13 protein-coding genes are annotated in these 14,878 nt (G+C 60.7%); 9 read left to right on the top strand and 4 right to left on the bottom strand.

What is annotated here, in order from left to right; genetic code table 11:
* Window positions 1-7: 7 nt before the first annotated feature.
* From CX511_RS20715 to ydcS, 4 genes are all read right to left on the bottom strand, one after another.
* Window positions 8-814 (bottom strand): ABC transporter permease, encoded by an 807-nt coding sequence (locus CX511_RS20715; protein WP_045189545.1) that lies wholly within the window; start codon window positions 812-814, stop codon window positions 8-10.
* On the bottom strand, window positions 804-1,754 hold the full coding sequence (locus tag CX511_RS20710; RefSeq protein WP_045189549.1) for an ABC transporter permease: 951 nt from the start codon (window positions 1,752-1,754) through the stop codon (window positions 804-806). The genes CX511_RS20715 and CX511_RS20710 overlap by 11 nt, the downstream gene beginning before the upstream one ends.
* A gap of 1 nt (window position 1,755) precedes the next feature.
* The gene (locus tag CX511_RS20705; protein ID WP_101292674.1) at window positions 1,756-2,796 is read right to left on the bottom strand and encodes an ABC transporter ATP-binding protein; all 1,041 of its coding nucleotides are present in this window, start codon (window positions 2,794-2,796) and stop codon (window positions 1,756-1,758) included.
* A 110-nt stretch (window positions 2,797-2,906) separates the two neighbouring features.
* Entirely contained in the window at window positions 2,907-4,058 is a 1,152-nt protein-coding gene (gene ydcS, locus CX511_RS20700) for a putative ABC transporter substrate-binding protein YdcS (protein ID WP_045189553.1), read from the bottom strand.
* 215 nt (window positions 4,059-4,273) lie between these two features.
* Between ydcS and CX511_RS20695 the strand changes: the two genes are divergently transcribed.
* From CX511_RS20695 to prfB, 9 genes are all read left to right on the top strand, one after another.
* Window positions 4,274-5,002, top strand: coding sequence for a tellurite resistance TerB family protein (locus tag CX511_RS20695; RefSeq protein ID WP_045189555.1), 729 nt, complete (start codon window positions 4,274-4,276; stop codon window positions 5,000-5,002).
* Between the two features lie 129 nt (window positions 5,003-5,131).
* Window positions 5,132-6,754 (top strand): methyl-accepting chemotaxis protein, encoded by a 1,623-nt coding sequence (locus tag CX511_RS20690; RefSeq protein ID WP_045189557.1) that lies wholly within the window; start codon window positions 5,132-5,134, stop codon window positions 6,752-6,754.
* Between the two features lie 7 nt (window positions 6,755-6,761).
* Window positions 6,762-7,298 (top strand): chemotaxis protein CheW, encoded by a 537-nt coding sequence (locus CX511_RS20685; RefSeq protein ID WP_045189559.1) that lies wholly within the window; start codon window positions 6,762-6,764, stop codon window positions 7,296-7,298.
* Window positions 7,295-8,557, top strand: coding sequence for a CheR family methyltransferase (locus CX511_RS20680; RefSeq protein WP_101292672.1), 1,263 nt, complete (start codon window positions 7,295-7,297; stop codon window positions 8,555-8,557). Before CX511_RS20685 ends, CX511_RS20680 begins: the two co-directional genes overlap by 4 nt.
* Window positions 8,554-9,216 (top strand): chemotaxis protein CheW, encoded by a 663-nt coding sequence (locus tag CX511_RS20675; protein WP_045189563.1) that lies wholly within the window; start codon window positions 8,554-8,556, stop codon window positions 9,214-9,216. The genes CX511_RS20680 and CX511_RS20675 overlap by 4 nt, the downstream gene beginning before the upstream one ends.
* Window positions 9,213-11,498 carry a hybrid sensor histidine kinase/response regulator gene (locus CX511_RS20670; RefSeq protein WP_101292669.1) on the top strand — a complete coding sequence of 762 codons (2,286 nt, stop codon included), beginning with the start codon at window positions 9,213-9,215 and terminating at the stop codon, window positions 11,496-11,498. Before CX511_RS20675 ends, CX511_RS20670 begins: the two co-directional genes overlap by 4 nt.
* Window positions 11,495-12,508: a chemotaxis response regulator protein-glutamate methylesterase gene (locus tag CX511_RS20665; protein WP_101292667.1), complete on the top strand. Its 1,014-nt coding sequence runs from the start codon at window positions 11,495-11,497 to the stop codon at window positions 12,506-12,508. Before CX511_RS20670 ends, CX511_RS20665 begins: the two co-directional genes overlap by 4 nt.
* A 51-nt stretch (window positions 12,509-12,559) precedes the next feature.
* Window positions 12,560-13,564, top strand: coding sequence for a response regulator (locus CX511_RS20660; protein WP_045189569.1), 1,005 nt, complete (start codon window positions 12,560-12,562; stop codon window positions 13,562-13,564).
* A gap of 199 nt (window positions 13,565-13,763) precedes the next feature.
* Window positions 13,764-14,859 (top strand): peptide chain release factor 2 gene (prfB, locus tag CX511_RS20655; protein ID WP_101292665.1). Its coding sequence is split into 2 segments (ribosomal slippage): window positions 13,764-13,835 and window positions 13,837-14,859, totalling 1,095 coding nucleotides; the frame shifts between segments, so codons are not numbered across the junction.
* Window positions 14,860-14,878 lie beyond the last annotated feature (19 nt).

The raw sequence follows: 14,878 nt of genomic DNA, 5'->3' as shown, positions 1-14,878 counted from the left end.
CCTAGAGTTATTTACCGCTGCCGGCAACGCTTTCGCCACCGCGGGTCAGGTAATAGGCGCCAAGGATCGGCAGCATGGTCACCAGCATCACTAGCATGGCGACCACGTTGGTCACCGGCACGTCCCGTGGCCGACTGAGCTGGTTGAGCAACCAGATCGGCAAGGTCCGTTCGTGACCGGCGGTGAAGGTGGTGACGATGATTTCATCGAACGACAAGGCAAACGCCAGCATGCCGCCCGCCAACAGCGCCGAGCCGAGGTTGGGCAGGATGATGTAACGGAAGGTTTGCCAGCCATCTGCACCCAGGTCCATCGAGGCTTCGATCAGGCTGTGCGAGGTGCGGCGCAGGCGGGCAATGACGTTGTTGTAGACGATCACCACACAGAACGTTGCGTGACCGATGACGATGGTGAGGATGCCAGGTTCGATCCCCAAGGTCTTGAAGGCCGAGAGCAGGGCGATACCGGTGATGATGCCGGGCAGGGCGATTGGCAGGATCAGCATCAGCGAGATGCTTTCCTTGCCAAAGAAGCTGCGTCGGTACAGCGCCGCCGAAGCCAGGGTGCCGAGCACCAGCGCGATCAGTGTGGCCAGACAGGCCACCTGCACCGACAATTTGATCGCTTCGAGCACATCAGGTCGGGCAAACGCGACACTGAACCACTTCAAGGTAAAGCCCTGGGGCGGAAAGCTGAAAGCGGCATCCTGGGTGTTGAAGGCATAGAGGAAGATGATCAGGATCGGGAAGTGCAAGAACACCAGCCCGCCCCAGGCTGCCAGGCGCAGGCCCCATGAAGCGTGTTCAGAGTGCATCGAATGCCCCCAGGCGTTTGACGATCGACAGGTAGATGGCAATCAGCACGATCGGCACCAGCGTGAAGGCCGCGGCCATGGGCATATTGCCGATGGCGCCCTGCTGGGCGTAGACCATGCTGCCGATGAAGTAGCCAGGCGGACCGACCAGTTGCGGCACGATGAAATCGCCCAGCGTCAGCGAGAAGGTGAAGATCGAACCGGCGGCAATGCCCGGTACCGAGAGCGGCAGGATCACCTGCATGAAGGTTTGCCGGGGTTTTGCCCCCAGGTCCGCCGAGGCTTGCAGCAGTGACGGCGGCAAGCGCTCCAGCGATGCCTGGATGGGCAGGATCATGAACGGCAGCCAGATGTACACAAACACCAGAAACCGGCCCAGGTGCGAGGTCGACAGGGTGCTGCCGCCCACCCCGGGAATGGCGAGAATGAACTGCAACACCGGTTCCAGACTGAGTACCTGGACAAACCATTGGGCCACACCGCCTTTGGCCAGCAACAAGGTCCAGGCATACGCTTTGACGATATAGCTGGCCCACATCGGCAACATCACCGCAATGTAGAAGAACGCCTTGGTCTTGCCTGTGGTGTAGCGGGCCATGTAATAGGCAATCGGAAAGGCCAGGGCGGCGCTGGCGATCGACACGGCCACGGCCATGCCCAGGGTGCGCAGGATGATGTCGAAGTTCGACGGGTTGAACAGGGCGGCGAAGTTGGCCAGGGTCAGCGTCGGGGTGACCGCCATGGTGAAGTCGTCGAAGGTGTAGAAGCCTTGCCAGAGCAGACTCAGCAGTGAACCCAGGTAAATCGCGCCGAACCAGATCAATGGCGGGATCAATAGCAACGCCAGGTACAGGTTGGGCCGTCGGTAGAGCAGGTTGGCGAAGCGTCGCAGCGGCGAGTTGGAGGACACCGACGTGGTTGATCCCTGGGCCAGGCTCATATCACTGCCCCTCGTTCAATACGGTTTCCTGCAGTGACGTCATCGCTTGCCGTGCCCAGCGTGCCTGCAAGCGTTGTCCGGGCTGCCAGGGGATAGCCTGCGCTTGCCATTGGTTGTTGGCCTGGCTCACACAGAGCAGCTGACCATTGTCCAGTTTCAACTCATAACGGGTGGCGCTGCCCTGGTATTGGATATCGTGCAGCAGCCCGCTGACGTGGACCTCATCGCTGGTCGCTGGCTGGTCGCCCAGGCGAATGTGTTCCGGTCGGATCGAAAAGGGCAGTTTGCTGCCGTTCAACCGCGTCGCCAGCTCACCGCGCAGCACATTGGAGGTGCCGACGAATTCGGCGACAAAGGTGGTGGCCGGTTTCATGTACAGATTGCGCGGTGAATCGACCTGCTCGATGCGCCCGCGGTTGAATACCGCAACCCGGTCGGACATCGACAGCGCTTCGGTCTGGTCATGGGTGACGAAGATGAAGGTGATACCCAGCTGACGCTGCAGTTTTTTTAGCTCGCCCTGCATTTGTTCGCGCAGTTTCAGGTCCAGGGCGCCGAGAGGCTCGTCGAGCAACAGCACCCGCGGTCGATTGACCAGTGCCCGGGCCAGGGCCACACGCTGGCGCTGGCCGCCAGAAAGCTGCACCGGTTTACGTTGCCCATAACCGTCCAGGGCAACCATGGCCAAGGCTTCATCGGCGCGGGCCATGCGTTCTTGTTTGCCCACGCCTTTGACCTTCAGGCCGTAGGCAACGTTATCGCGCACGTTCATGTGCGGGAACAGGGCGTAATCCTGGAATACGGTGTTGACGTCGCGCTGGTACGGCGGCAGTCCGGCGGCCTCGACGCCGTGGATGCGGATGGAACCAGCACTCGGTTGCTCGAAGCCAGCGATCAGCCGCAGGCAGGTAGTCTTGCCCGAGCCCGAGGGGCCGAGCATCGAGAAGAACTCGCCGTCATGAATGTCGATGGACACCCGGTCGACGGCCTTGACCTCGGCGAAGTGGCGCGAAACGTTGGTGAACTGGACGGCAAAGGTCATGGTGCAAAGCTCCAGCGAAATGAGTGTATTCGCATCACTGGCAATGTGGGCTCCCATAGGGGCTGGGGCGCTGAACCCTTGTGGGAGCCGGCATTGCCAGCGATTAGGCCTTAACGCCCACCCATGATCCCGATGTAATCCTGGGTCCAACGGCTATAAGGCACAAATTTGCCACCCTCGGCCTGTGGGGTTTTCCAGAAGGCAATCTTGTCGAAGTTGTCGAAGCCATTGGTCTTGCAACCTTCTGCGCCCAGCAACTCGCTGCTAGTGCAGGCCGCCGGAACTGCAGGCAGCGAACCGAACCAGGCGGCGACATCACCCTGGACCTTGGGTTGCAGTGACCAGTCCATCCATTGGTAGGCGCAGTTGGGATGCTTGGCCTCGGCATGCAGCATGGTGGTATCAGCCCACCCAGTGGCACCTTCCTTGGGAATGGTCGAGGACACCGGTTGCTTGTCGGCCTTCAGGGTGTTGACCATGTAGCCCCAAGAGCTGGAAGCGACCACCCCTTCGTTCTTCACATCGCTCATTTGTACCGTTGCGTCGTGCCAGTAGCGATGCACCAAGGGTTGTTGCTGGCGCAGCAGATCGAGCACGGCCTTGTACTGGGTCTCGTTGAGCTCGTAGGGGTTCTGGATGCCCAGCTCAGGCTTGGCCGACTTGAGGTACAGTGCCGCATCGGCAATGTAGATGGGCCCGTCGTAGGCCTGGATCCGACCTTTGTTCGGTTTGCCATCCGGCAGGTTTTGCGGCTCGAAGACCACGCTCCAGCTGGTCGGTGCTTGCTTGAAGATGTCGGTGTTGTACAGCAACACATTGGGGCCCCACTGATAGGGGGTGCCATAGACCTGATTGTTGACCACATACCAGGCGCCGTCCTTGAGGCGTGGGTCGAGGTTCTTCCAGTTCGGGATCAGTGCCGTATTGATCGGTTGAATCCGTTTGCCGGCAATCAGGCGCAACGAGGCATCGCCAGAGGCGGTGACCAGGTCGTAGCCTCCCTTGGTCATCAAACTGACCATTTCATCAGAGGTGGCGGCGGTTTTGACGCTGACTTTGCAACCGGTTTGCTTCTCGAAACCGCTGACCCAGTCGTAGGCCTTGTCACTTTCACCCCGTTCGATATAGCCGGGCCAGGCGACAATATCCAGTTGACCTTCGCCGGCACCTACGGCTTTGAGCGGTTCAGCAGCCTGCAGACCTGCACTGGCCAGCAAGGCAGTAGCCAGGGTGCTGAGCAAGGTGGTGTTGTTCACGAACATGGTGTTCCCTCTTGTTCAAATTATGATCGGGGCAGTCATGAAAGCGCTGGCATAGCGTATTAAGCGTAGTGCTGAAATTCACCTGTATTGCAGCGCTTCACCGCGCCATGTCGTTTTTGCCACTGTGCGGGCAACATCTGGAAGCAAATGCATTCAGCTTGGTTTCAGCTTGCGGCAGTACTCTTGGGGTTTGTTTCCCTCTCAGGAGATGCCCGATGAACACCCGTGGCTTGCTCGATCAACTGCTCAAATCCGGTCAGGACCTGCTGCAAAACCAGGCTGGCAAAAGTGCCGGCGGCAAACCCAGTACTGGCGGTGGGCTTGGCGACTTGCTGGGCGGTAAAAGCGGTGGCGGCCTTGGCAGCCTGCTTTCCGGGGCTGGCGGTGGGGCGCTGGCGGCAGGCGCCATGGGGCTTCTGCTGGGCAATAAAAGCGCCCGCAAATACGGTGGTAAGGCTCTGACCTACGGTGGCCTGGCCGCGCTCGGAGTGCTGGCATACAAGGCCTATGGCAATTGGCAGGCCAACCAGGGCGCCACGGCGCAACGTGAGCCACAGACCCTCGATCGCCTGCCGCCAGCTCAAGTCGAGCAGCATAGCCAAGCGATCCTCAAGGCGCTGGTGGCTGCTGCCAAATCCGATGGTCATGTTGATGAGCGCGAGCGGGCGCTGATAGAGGGCGAATTCGTCAAGCTCTCCAATGATCAGGAACTGCACCATTGGTTGCACGCCGAACTCAACAAACCGCTGGACCCGGCCGATGTGGCACGTGCCGCCAGCACGCCGGAAATGGCCGCCGAGATGTACATCGCCAGCGTCATGCTGGTCGATGAAGAGCATTTCATGGAGCGTGCCTACCTGGATGAACTGGCCCGTCAGCTCAAGCTTGACCCGGCATTGAAAATCGAACTGGAAAATCAGGTGAAGCAGGCCATCGCTCAATGATTCTGGGGTAGTGGCCAGCGTCCTGGCCATTTGCCCCGGTCCCACCTAAACGTCAGCCGCAAAAGCCCAGGGTGCCTGGGCTATACTCTGCGCATTTTTCTGCTCGCGTAGAACATTTGAGGGCTGACTGTGAAAAACTGGACCTTGCGCCAACGGATTCTGGCGAGCTTCGCCGTGATTATCGCCATCATGCTGCTGATGGTGGTGGCTGCCTATTCGCGTCTGGTGGCAATCGAGACCGATGAAGAAGCAGTGCGCACCGACAGCATCCCCGGGCTGTATTACAGCTCGATGATCCGTAGTGCTTGGGTCGACAGTTACGTGTTGACCCAGCAGTTGGTCGGATTGGGCGAGCACCGCGACATCACCGCCGCCGACAGGGCGTTGTACAAGGACTTCGATGATCGGCTCAAACAGCACATGGCCAATTATCAGGCGACTATCCAGGACCCCAAAGATCAGGCCACTTTCGATGAGTTCGAGCGTATGGAGACGGCCTACGACAAGGCCATCGACACGGTGCTTGAAGCCTACGCGCGCAAAGACTACGCACAAGCCGAACAACTGATCGGCGAGGTGTTGACCCCAGCTTGGGTGGTGGGTCGCAAGCATCTGAACGAGGTGATCGAGCACAATCGTAAATCAGCCGTCGAGGCGGCAGACTCGATTGTCGATGCTGTGGTCACGGCCAAGTTCAGCATGATCACCTCACTGGTCCTGGCGATCATTGCCGCAGGTGTTTGCGGCCTGATGCTGATGCGCGCGATCACCGCACCGATGCAACGTATCGTGCATGCCCTGGACAAGCTCAGCAGTGGCGACCTCAGCGTGCGCATGAAGCTTGACCGCAAGGATGAGTTCGGCGCCGTGGAAACCGGCTTCAACGAAATGATGGGTGAGCTGACCAACCTGGTGTCCCAGGCCCAGCGCTCTTCGGTACAGGTCACCACCTCGGTGACCGAGATCGCCGCGACGTCCAAGCAGCAACAGGCGACTGCGACTGAAACCGCCGCCACCACCACCGAAATCGGCGCGACCTCGCGGGAAATCGCTGCCACCTCCCGCGACCTGGTGCGGACCATGACCGAGGTCACCTCGGCCGCCGACCAGGCGTCGACCCTTGCAGGCTCCGGTCAACAAGGTCTGGCCCGTATGGAAGAGACCATGCACCAGGTGATGGGCGCGGCGGATCTTGTCAACAACAAGTTGGCCATCCTCAACGAGAAGGCGGGCAACATCAACCAGGTCGTGGTGACCATCGTCAAGGTCGCCGACCAGACCAACCTGCTGTCGCTCAACGCCGCCATCGAGGCAGAGAAGGCCGGCGAGTACGGTCGTGGCTTTGCCGTGGTTGCCACTGAGGTCCGGCGTCTGGCTGACCAGACTGCGGTAGCCACCTATGACATCGAGCAGATGGTTCGCGAGATCCAGTCGGCCGTCTCCGCAGGGGTCATGGGCATGGACAAGTTCTCCGAAGAAGTCCGCCGCGGCATGTTCGAAGTGCAGCAGGTCGGTGAACAGCTGACCCAGATTATCCATCAGGTCCAGGCCCTGGCGCCGCGGGTGCTGATGGTCAATGAAGGGATGCAGGCCCAGGCCACGGGCGCCGAGCAGATCAACCACGCCCTGGCGCAGTTGGGCGATGCCAGCAGCCAGACCGTGGAGTCGCTGCGCCAGGCCAGCTTTGCCATCGACGAGTTGAGTCAGGTTGCGACCGGTCTGCGTGGCGGTGTCTCGCGGTTCAAAGTCTGAAACGCCGATGAACGACCTTCAGCCTCGTCGCAGTCAGGACGCGAATGTCCACGGCACCTTGTACCTGTTGTTCAGGATCGGTGAGCAACGTTTTGCCCTCGACGCTCATGAAGTCGCCGAAGTGTTGCCACGCTTGCCGCTCAAGCCCATTGCCCAGACGCCCAGCTGGGTGGCTGGGGTGCTGGCGCATCGCGGTGCGCTGGTGCCGGTGATAGACGTCGGTGCCTTGAGCTTTGGTTTGCCCGCGCCAGTGCGCACCAGTACCCGTCTGGTGTTGGTGCACTACCGGCTTGAACCGCCGCAGCCAGATGCATTGTTGGGCCTGATTCTGGAACAGGCCACCGACACCTTGCGCTGTCTGCCGCAAGCGTTCCAGCCCTATGGCCTGGACAACCAACAGGCGCCTTACCTGGGCCCGGTACGTGAAGATGCCCAGGGGATGGTGCAGCGCATCAGCGTACAGGACCTGCTCAATGACGAGGTGCGAGCGCTGTTGTACCCCTTGCCTGAGGCGCCGGTGGGTGAGCGCAGGGAGCCGCAATGAGCAGCGAACAGCGTTTCTTCCGCTTTTTGCAAGAGCGTATCGGGCTTGACGTTGCCTCGGTCGGTGCGCCTATGGTCGAGCGCGCACTACGTCAGCGCTGTGCCACTGTCGGCGCCTTCGACCTGGATGACTATTGGCTGCGCTTGCAGCAGTCACGCGATGAGCAGCAAGCGCTGATCGAAGCGGTGATCGTTCCCGAGACGTGGTTCTTTCGCTATCCGGAGTCGTTCACAGCGTTGGCGAGTCTTGCCAGCAAGCGCCTGGCAGAACTCGCCGGGGCTCGGCCGCTGCGCATCCTCAGCTTGCCATGTTCTACCGGTGAAGAGCCGTATTCCATCGCCATGACGCTGCTTGATGCCGGCATTGGCGCCCACTCGTTTCGCGTCGACGGCATGGACATCAGTCCTTTTTCGATCAGTCGCGCCGAGCAAGGGGTGTATGGGCGAAATTCCTTTCGCGGCTCGCATCTGGATTTCCGTCAACGGCATTTTGACCCTACCGACGACGGCCATGTACTTCACCAACGTGTGCGCCAGCAGGTCAAACTGCAATCGGGGAATGTGCTCGACCCGGCGTTGAAAGCCCGGGCTGGTAGTTATGATTTTGTCTTTTGTCGAAATTTGCTGATCTATTTCGATGTGCCTACCCAGCAACGGGTGTTCGAGGTGCTCAAGAGCTTGATCCATGAGCAGGGCGTATTGTTCATCGGGCCTGCTGAAGGCAGCTTGTTAGCGCGGATGGGCATGCGTCCGCTGGGCATTGCCCAATCCTTTGCCTATGTACGCCAAACTGAAGCTGCGCCAGTGTTTACCCATAAGCCAGCGGCGTTCACGCCGATGCCGACAGCACCGAGCAATGCACCGCGCCCCGTGCTAGCTCCCGCACGCAAGCTCAAGGTCATCGCGCCACCGGCGCCAGCAAAACCTAACGCGTCGGACAGCAGCACCGAGCTACTGGCGCACATTACCCGGCTGGCTAATGCAGGCAGCAGCGCTGAGGCCCAAGCGGCGTGTGCGCGCTATCTGCAGCAACACCCGCCGCATGCTCAAGTGTTCTATTGGCTTGGCCTGCTCTGTGATACCGCTGGCGACACCGGCGAGGCGCTCAGTCATTACCGCAAGGCGCTGTACCTCGATCCGCAGCACGCCGAAGCATTGGCGCATCTGGCGGCATTGCTTGCTTCTCAGGGCGATGCTGTCGGAGCCCGGCGACTGCAGGAGCGTGCTGCGCGGCGAGCGGATCGGGAGTCTGAACAATGATGGGAGATTTACCGGTGCAAGTTGTTGCCACTGATGCTACTGCCATCGATGACTGCTGGAACCGCATCGGTGTGCGCGGTGATAAAAGTTGTCCGTTGCTGGTTGAGCATGTGCACTGCCGCAATTGCGATGTGTACGCCAGCGCTGCAACACGCCTGTTGGACCGCTATTCGTTGTCCCAGGACGTACATGAACAGGTGCAAGTGCAAGAGGAACGTGCCGGTCGCTCGATGCTGCTGTTTCGCCTGGGTGAAGAGTGGCTGGCGCTGGCAACCCGTTGTCTGGTCGAAGTCGCCCCGTTGCAACCGGTGCACTCGCTGCCCCACCAGCGCTCGCGCGTACTGCAAGGCGTGGCCAATGTTCGCGGCGCCCTGGTGCCGTGCCTATCGTTGGCAGACTTGCTGGGCCTGGAAGAGCTCACCAATGGCAGCAGCTCGGCGCGGGTCATGCCGCGCATGCTGATCCTTGCCGCCGCGGGTGGTGCGGTGGTGGTGCGGGTGGATGAAGTCGATGGTATCCACGGCCTGGACCCTGAGCGGGTGGTGCGAGAGCAGGGTGAGGCACATTTTACCGCCGCAGTTCTGCAATGGCGCGAACGCAGCGTACGGGTGCTGGATGAAGAACAGCTATTGTCCGCTGTAAACCGGAGCCTTTCATGACCCCAGAGCAAATGCGCGATGCTTCCTTGCTCGAGCTGTTCGGGCTGGAGGCTGAAGCCCAGACCCAGGTGCTCAGTGCCGGCCTGCTGGCACTGGAACGCAATCCGACCCAGGCCGATCAATTGGAAGCCTGCATGCGTGCCGCTCACTCGCTCAAGGGCGCGGCGCGGATCGTTGGGGTCAATGCTGGGGTCAGCGTGGCCCATGTGATGGAGGACTGCCTGGTCGGTGCCCAGGAAGGTCGCGTGCTGCTACGTGCCGAGCATATCGATGCCTTGCTGCAGGGGACTGACCTGTTGATGCGTATTGCCACACCCGGCGATACCACGCTTGAACCTGCAGTCCAGGCGTTTCTGTTGCAAATGGCAACGCTGCTGGAACCGACCACCACACCCGCGGCGCTCGCTCCGAGTGTCTCGATGACGCTGCGCGAACCCGTGCCGCCGGTCGCAGAGCCGTTGTTAGAACCAGCAGTGCCTGAAGTCGAGCCCGAGATCACCGCGCCGCGTACTGGTAAACGCGCCACTGAAGGCGGTGAGCGGATCTTGCGAGTAACTGCCGAACGCTTGAACAGTCTGCTCGACCTGTCGAGTAAGTCATTGGTCGAAACCCAGCGGTTCAAGCCTTACCTGGCAACTTTGCAGCGCCTCAAGCGCATGCACAGCCAAAGTGTTCGCGCCCTTGATGGCCTGAAAGTCCAGTTGGAGGCCAGTAGCCAGAGCCCGGAAGTCCAGGATGCCCTGGCCCAGGTGCAGCAGTTGTTGGGGCAAACCCAGCAGATCCTCCTGCAGCAGGCGGCCGACCTTGATGAGTTCGGCTGGCAGGCCAGCCAGCGCGCACAATTGCTCTATGACACCGCGCTGGCCTGCCGTATGCGGCCCTTCGCCGATGTGCTTACCGGACAGAGCCGCATGGTCCGTGACCTGGGGCGTTCGTTGGGCAAGCAGGTGCGCCTGCAGATCGAAGGCGAGAAGACCCAGGTTGATCGCGACGTCCTGGAAAAGCTCGAGGCGCCGCTGACCCATTTGCTGCGTAACGCCGTCGACCATGGCATCGAACTGCCTGAGCATCGCTTGCTGGCCGGCAAACCGGCGGAAGGACAGATCCGATTACGTGCCTCCCATCAGGCCGGATTGCTGGTGCTTGAACTGAGCGATGACGGCGCTGGCGTTGATCTGCAGCGCTTGCGCCAGAGCATTGTTGAGCGTCAGTTGTCACCGGAGCAAACCGTGGCGCAAATGAGCGAGGCGGAGTTGTTGACCTTCCTGTTCCTGCCTGGCTTCAGCCTGCGCGACAAGGTCACCGAAGTTTCTGGCCGCGGCGTGGGTCTGGATGCGGTGCAACATATGGTCCGCCAGCTACGCGGCTCGATTGTGCTGACCCAGACCAGCGGGCAAGGCAGCAGCTTCCACCTGGAGGTGCCGCTGACGCTGTCGGTGGTGCGCAGTCTGGTAGTCGAGGTTGGCAGCGAGGCCTATGCCTTCCCCTTGGCCCATATCGAGCGCACCCTGGAGTTGCCCGCTGAGGCCATCGTACAAATCGAGGGGCGTCAGCATTTCTGGCACGAAGGCCGGCATATTGGCCTCGTCGCGGCCAGTCAGTTGCTCAATCGGCCGCCAAGCCAGAGTGACGGGCAAACCATCAACGTGGTGGTCATCCGCGAACGAGACATGCTCTACGGCGTGGCTGTCGAGCGCTTGATCGGCGAGCGTGTGCTGGTGGTGATGCCGCTCGACGCGCGGCTGGGCAAGATTCAGGACATTTCCTCCGGCGCGCTGCTGGATGATGGCAGTGTGGTACTAATCATCGACGTTGAAGACTTGCTACGCTCGGTCGACAAACTATTGAGCACCGGCCGCCTGGAGCGCATTGAGCGCGGCCAGCGTCACACCCGCGAGGCCGCGCGCAAGCGCATCCTGGTGGTCGATGACTCGCTGACCGTTCGCGAGTTGCAGCGCAAACTGCTCAGTAATCGCGGTTATGAGGTGGCAGTTGCGGTCGATGGCATGGACGGTTGGAACGCCTTGCGCAGCGAGGATTTCGACCTGCTGATTACCGACATCGACATGCCGCGAATGGATGGTATCGAGTTGGTCAGCCTGTTGCGTCGCGACAACCGTCTGCAGTCGCTGCCGGTGATGGTGGTCTCCTACAAGGATCGGGAGGAAGATCGACGTCGTGGACTGGACGCTGGAGCCGACTACTATTTGGCAAAGGCCAGTTTCCATGATGATGCCTTGCTTGATGCCGTTGTCGAGTTGATCGGGGGAGCACAGGGATGAAGATCGCTATCGTCAACGACATACCCATGGCTGTGGAAGCCTTGCGCCGGGCGTTGGCGTTCGAACCACAACATCAGGTGGTGTGGGTGGCCAGCAACGGCGCCGAGGCGGTGAAGCGCTGCGCCGAGCAGATCCCGGACCTGATCCTGATGGATCTGATCATGCCGGTCATGGACGGGGTCGAGGCGACCCGGCGGATCATGGCCGAGACGCCTTGCGCCATTGTGATCGTCACGGTAGATCGCCAGCAGAACGTTCACCGGGTGTTTGAAGCCATGGGCCACGGTGCACTGGACGTGGTCGATACCCCGGCGTTGGGTGCCGGGGACCCCAAGGAAGCGGCTGCGCCGCTGCTGCGCAAGATCCTTAACATTGGATGGCTGATCGGCCAGCAGCGCAGTAACACGCTGCGGCCAATGGCGGCGCCATTGCGTGAAAGCGCGCAGCGTCAGGGGCTGGTCGCCATCGGTTCTTCGGCGGGTGGCCCGGCGGCCCTGGAGGTCCTGCTCAAGGGCTTGCCGCGCGAATTTCCTGCGGCGATAGTTTTGGTTCAACACGTTGACCAGGTGTTTGCCGCTGGCATGGCGGAATGGCTCAGCAGTGCCTCAGGACTGCCCGTGCGCCTGGCCTGTGAGGGAGAGCAGCCGCAACCTGGGCAGGTGCTGCTGGCGGGCACCAACCACCACATCCGGCTACTGAAAAACGGCACATTGGCCTACACCGCAGAGCCGGTGAATGAAATTTATCGCCCTTCGATTGATGTGTTTTTTGAAAGTGTGGCCCGCTACTGGCGCGGTGACGCCGTTGGCGTACTGCTGACCGGGATGGGCCGAGATGGTGCTCAGGGTCTGAAACTGATGCGCCAGCAAAACTTCCTGACGATTGCTCAGGACCAACACAGCAGTGCCGTCTACGGCATGCCCAAGGCGGCTGCTGCGATAGAGGCGGCAGTTGAAATTCGTCCTTTGGAGCGAATCGCTGCGCGACTGATGGAAGTTTTTCCAAAATGACGATATGTAATGTGCCACGCCGCTCCGCCGGCAGTGACCAGGTGATAGCGCATGAATGATTTACCGCTCGACGGTTTCCCGACCACGAATGAAAACTCGGCAATGGTGCTGTTAGTCGACGATCAGGCAATGATCGGTGAGGCAGTGCGACGGGGTCTGGCGCATGAAGAGAATATTGATTTCCACTTTTGCGCCGACCCGCATCAGGCTGTGGAACAGGCCGTGCGAATCAAGCCGACGGTGATCCTGCAAGACCTGATCATGCCTGGGCTCGATGGCTTGACCCTGGTGCGCGAATACCGCAATAACCCGGCCACCCAGGACATCCCGATCATTGTCCTGTCGACCAAGGAAGACCCGCTGGTCAAGAGCGCGGCCTTTGCTGCCGGGGCCAACGACTACCTGGTCAAACTGCCGGACAACATTGAGCTGGTGGCGCGCATTCGCTACCACTCGCGTTCCTACCTGACGCTGCTGCAACGCGACGAAGCCTACCGTGCTCTGCGGGTTAGCCAGCAGCAATTGCTCGACACTAATTTGGTGCTCCAGCGCCTGATGAACTCCGACGGCCTGACCGGGCTGTCGAACCGTCGTCATTTCGACGAGTACCTGGAGTTGGAATGGCGTCGGGCGATGCGCGAGCAGGCGCAGCTGTCGCTGTTGATGATCGATGTCGATTACTTCAAGGCGTTCAATGACACTTTTGGTCATCTTGCGGGTGACGAAGCGCTGCGCAAGGTCGCCGAGACCATCCGTGGTTCCTGCGCCCGCCCTAGCGACTTGCCCGCCCGATACGGTGGCGAAGAGTTCGCTCTGGTGTTGCCTAACACGTCGCCAGGCGGCGCGCGCCTGGTGGCGGAAAAACTGCGCCAGAGCGTGGCAGCGATGAACATCGCCCACAACATGCCAGATGCCAACGCCTGTCTGACCGTAAGCATCGGCCTGGCGACCCAGACGCCAGGCATTGGCAGTCACTGCCGGCAGTTGATTTCGGCGGCCGACAAGGGGCTGTACCTGGCCAAAAACAACGGTCGCAATCAGGTGGGTGTGGCCTGAAGCGGTTTGCGGGCACCCTTCAATAGGGGAGCCAGCCTTGCAGGCGATGAACTGTACGCGGTACCAGTGGGTATGCGGCGTCTGCATCGCTGGCAAGGCCAGCTCCCACACCTCTGCCGCCCGACGGGCTGCCGTCAGCTTTCAGACTCGGTTATACTCTCCGGCTTTTCTACCGATTACGCACGAGAGCTGCCCGACCATGGAAATCAACCCGATCCTGAATACCATCAAGGACCTGACCGAGCGTTCCGAGTCAATTCGGGGGTATCTTTGACTACGATCAAAAGCATGAGCGTCTGATCGAAGTCAACCGCGAGCTGGAAGACCCAAGCGTCTGGAACAAGCCCGAATACGCCCAGGAACTGGGCCGCGAGCGCAGTGCGCTGGCACAGATCGTCGACACCCTGAACGAAATGCACAGCGGCCTGGCCGATGCGCGCGAGCTGCTCGACATGGCCGTTGAAGAGGACGACGAAAGCGCCGTCAACGATGTCGTCGAGATGCTTGAGGGCCTTGAAGCGTCCCTCGCACAGCTTGAATTCCGCCGCATGTTCAGCGGTGAAATGGACATGAACAACGCCTACCTGGATATCCAGGCCGGCTCCGGTGGTACCGAAGCGCAGGATTGGGCCAACATCCTTCTGCGCATGTACCTGCGCTGGGCTGACAAGCGCGGCTTCGACGCCACCATCATGGAGCTGTCTGCCGGTGACGTCGCCGGGATCAAGGGTGCTACCGTGCACATCAAGGGCGAGTACGCCTTTGGCTGGCTGCGCACCGAAATCGGTGTGCACCGTCTGGTGCGCAAGAGCCCGTTCGACTCCGGTAACCGTCGCCACACCTCGTTCTCGGCGGTGTTTGTGTCCCCCGAGATTGATGACAAAGTCGAAATCGAGATCAACCCGTCCGACCTGCGTATCGACACCTACCGCTCCTCCGGTGCCGGTGGTCAGCACGTAAACACCACCGACTCGGCGGTGCGGATTACTCACGTGCCGACCAACACTGTGGTCAGCTGCCAGAACGAACGCTCCCAGCACGCCAACAAAGACACCGCCATGAAAATGCTGCGGGCCAAGTTGTACGAGCTGGAGATGCAGAAGCGCAACGCCGCTTCCCAGGCGCTGGAAGACAGCAAGTCGGACATCGGCTGGGGTCACCAGATCCGTTCGTACGTACTCGATGCCTCGCGGATCAAAGACCTGCGCACCAACATCGAGCGCAGCGACTGCGACAAGGTGCTCGACGGCGATATCGACGAATACCTGGAAGCCAGCCTCAAACAGGGGCTGTAACCCGCGAAACCGATGCTGC

The sequence above is a fragment of the Pseudomonas sp. S06B 330 genome (assembly GCF_002845275.2).
In the GTDB taxonomy this organism is placed as follows: domain Bacteria; phylum Pseudomonadota; class Gammaproteobacteria; order Pseudomonadales; family Pseudomonadaceae; genus Aquipseudomonas.
Note: the sequence above shows the minus strand (reverse complement) of the source record. Positions and strands in the feature narration are given on the sequence as shown.

What these genes read in the sequence shown, in the direction of transcription:
- CX511_RS20715 (WP_045189545.1), bottom strand. Translation starts at nt 814, where the DNA reads ATGCACTCTGAACACGCTTCATGGGGCCTGCGCCTGGCAGCCTGGGGC.
- CX511_RS20710 (WP_045189549.1), bottom strand. Translation starts at nt 1,754, where the DNA reads ATGAGCCTGGCCCAGGGATCAACCACGTCGGTGTCCTCCAACTCGCCG.
- CX511_RS20705 (WP_101292674.1), bottom strand. Translation starts at nt 2,796, where the DNA reads ATGACCTTTGCCGTCCAGTTCACCAACGTTTCGCGCCACTTCGCCGAG.
- ydcS (WP_045189553.1), bottom strand. Translation starts at nt 4,058, where the DNA reads ATGTTCGTGAACAACACCACCTTGCTCAGCACCCTGGCTACTGCCTTG.
- CX511_RS20695 (WP_045189555.1), top strand. Translation starts at nt 4,274, where the DNA reads ATGAACACCCGTGGCTTGCTCGATCAACTGCTCAAATCCGGTCAGGAC.
- CX511_RS20685 (WP_045189559.1), top strand. Translation starts at nt 6,762, where the DNA reads ATGAACGACCTTCAGCCTCGTCGCAGTCAGGACGCGAATGTCCACGGC.
- CX511_RS20680 (WP_101292672.1), top strand. Translation starts at nt 7,295, where the DNA reads ATGAGCAGCGAACAGCGTTTCTTCCGCTTTTTGCAAGAGCGTATCGGG.
- CX511_RS20675 (WP_045189563.1), top strand. Translation starts at nt 8,554, where the DNA reads ATGATGGGAGATTTACCGGTGCAAGTTGTTGCCACTGATGCTACTGCC.
- CX511_RS20670 (WP_101292669.1), top strand. Translation starts at nt 9,213, where the DNA reads ATGACCCCAGAGCAAATGCGCGATGCTTCCTTGCTCGAGCTGTTCGGG.
- CX511_RS20665 (WP_101292667.1), top strand. Translation starts at nt 11,495, where the DNA reads ATGAAGATCGCTATCGTCAACGACATACCCATGGCTGTGGAAGCCTTG.
- CX511_RS20660 (WP_045189569.1), top strand. Translation starts at nt 12,560, where the DNA reads ATGAATGATTTACCGCTCGACGGTTTCCCGACCACGAATGAAAACTCG.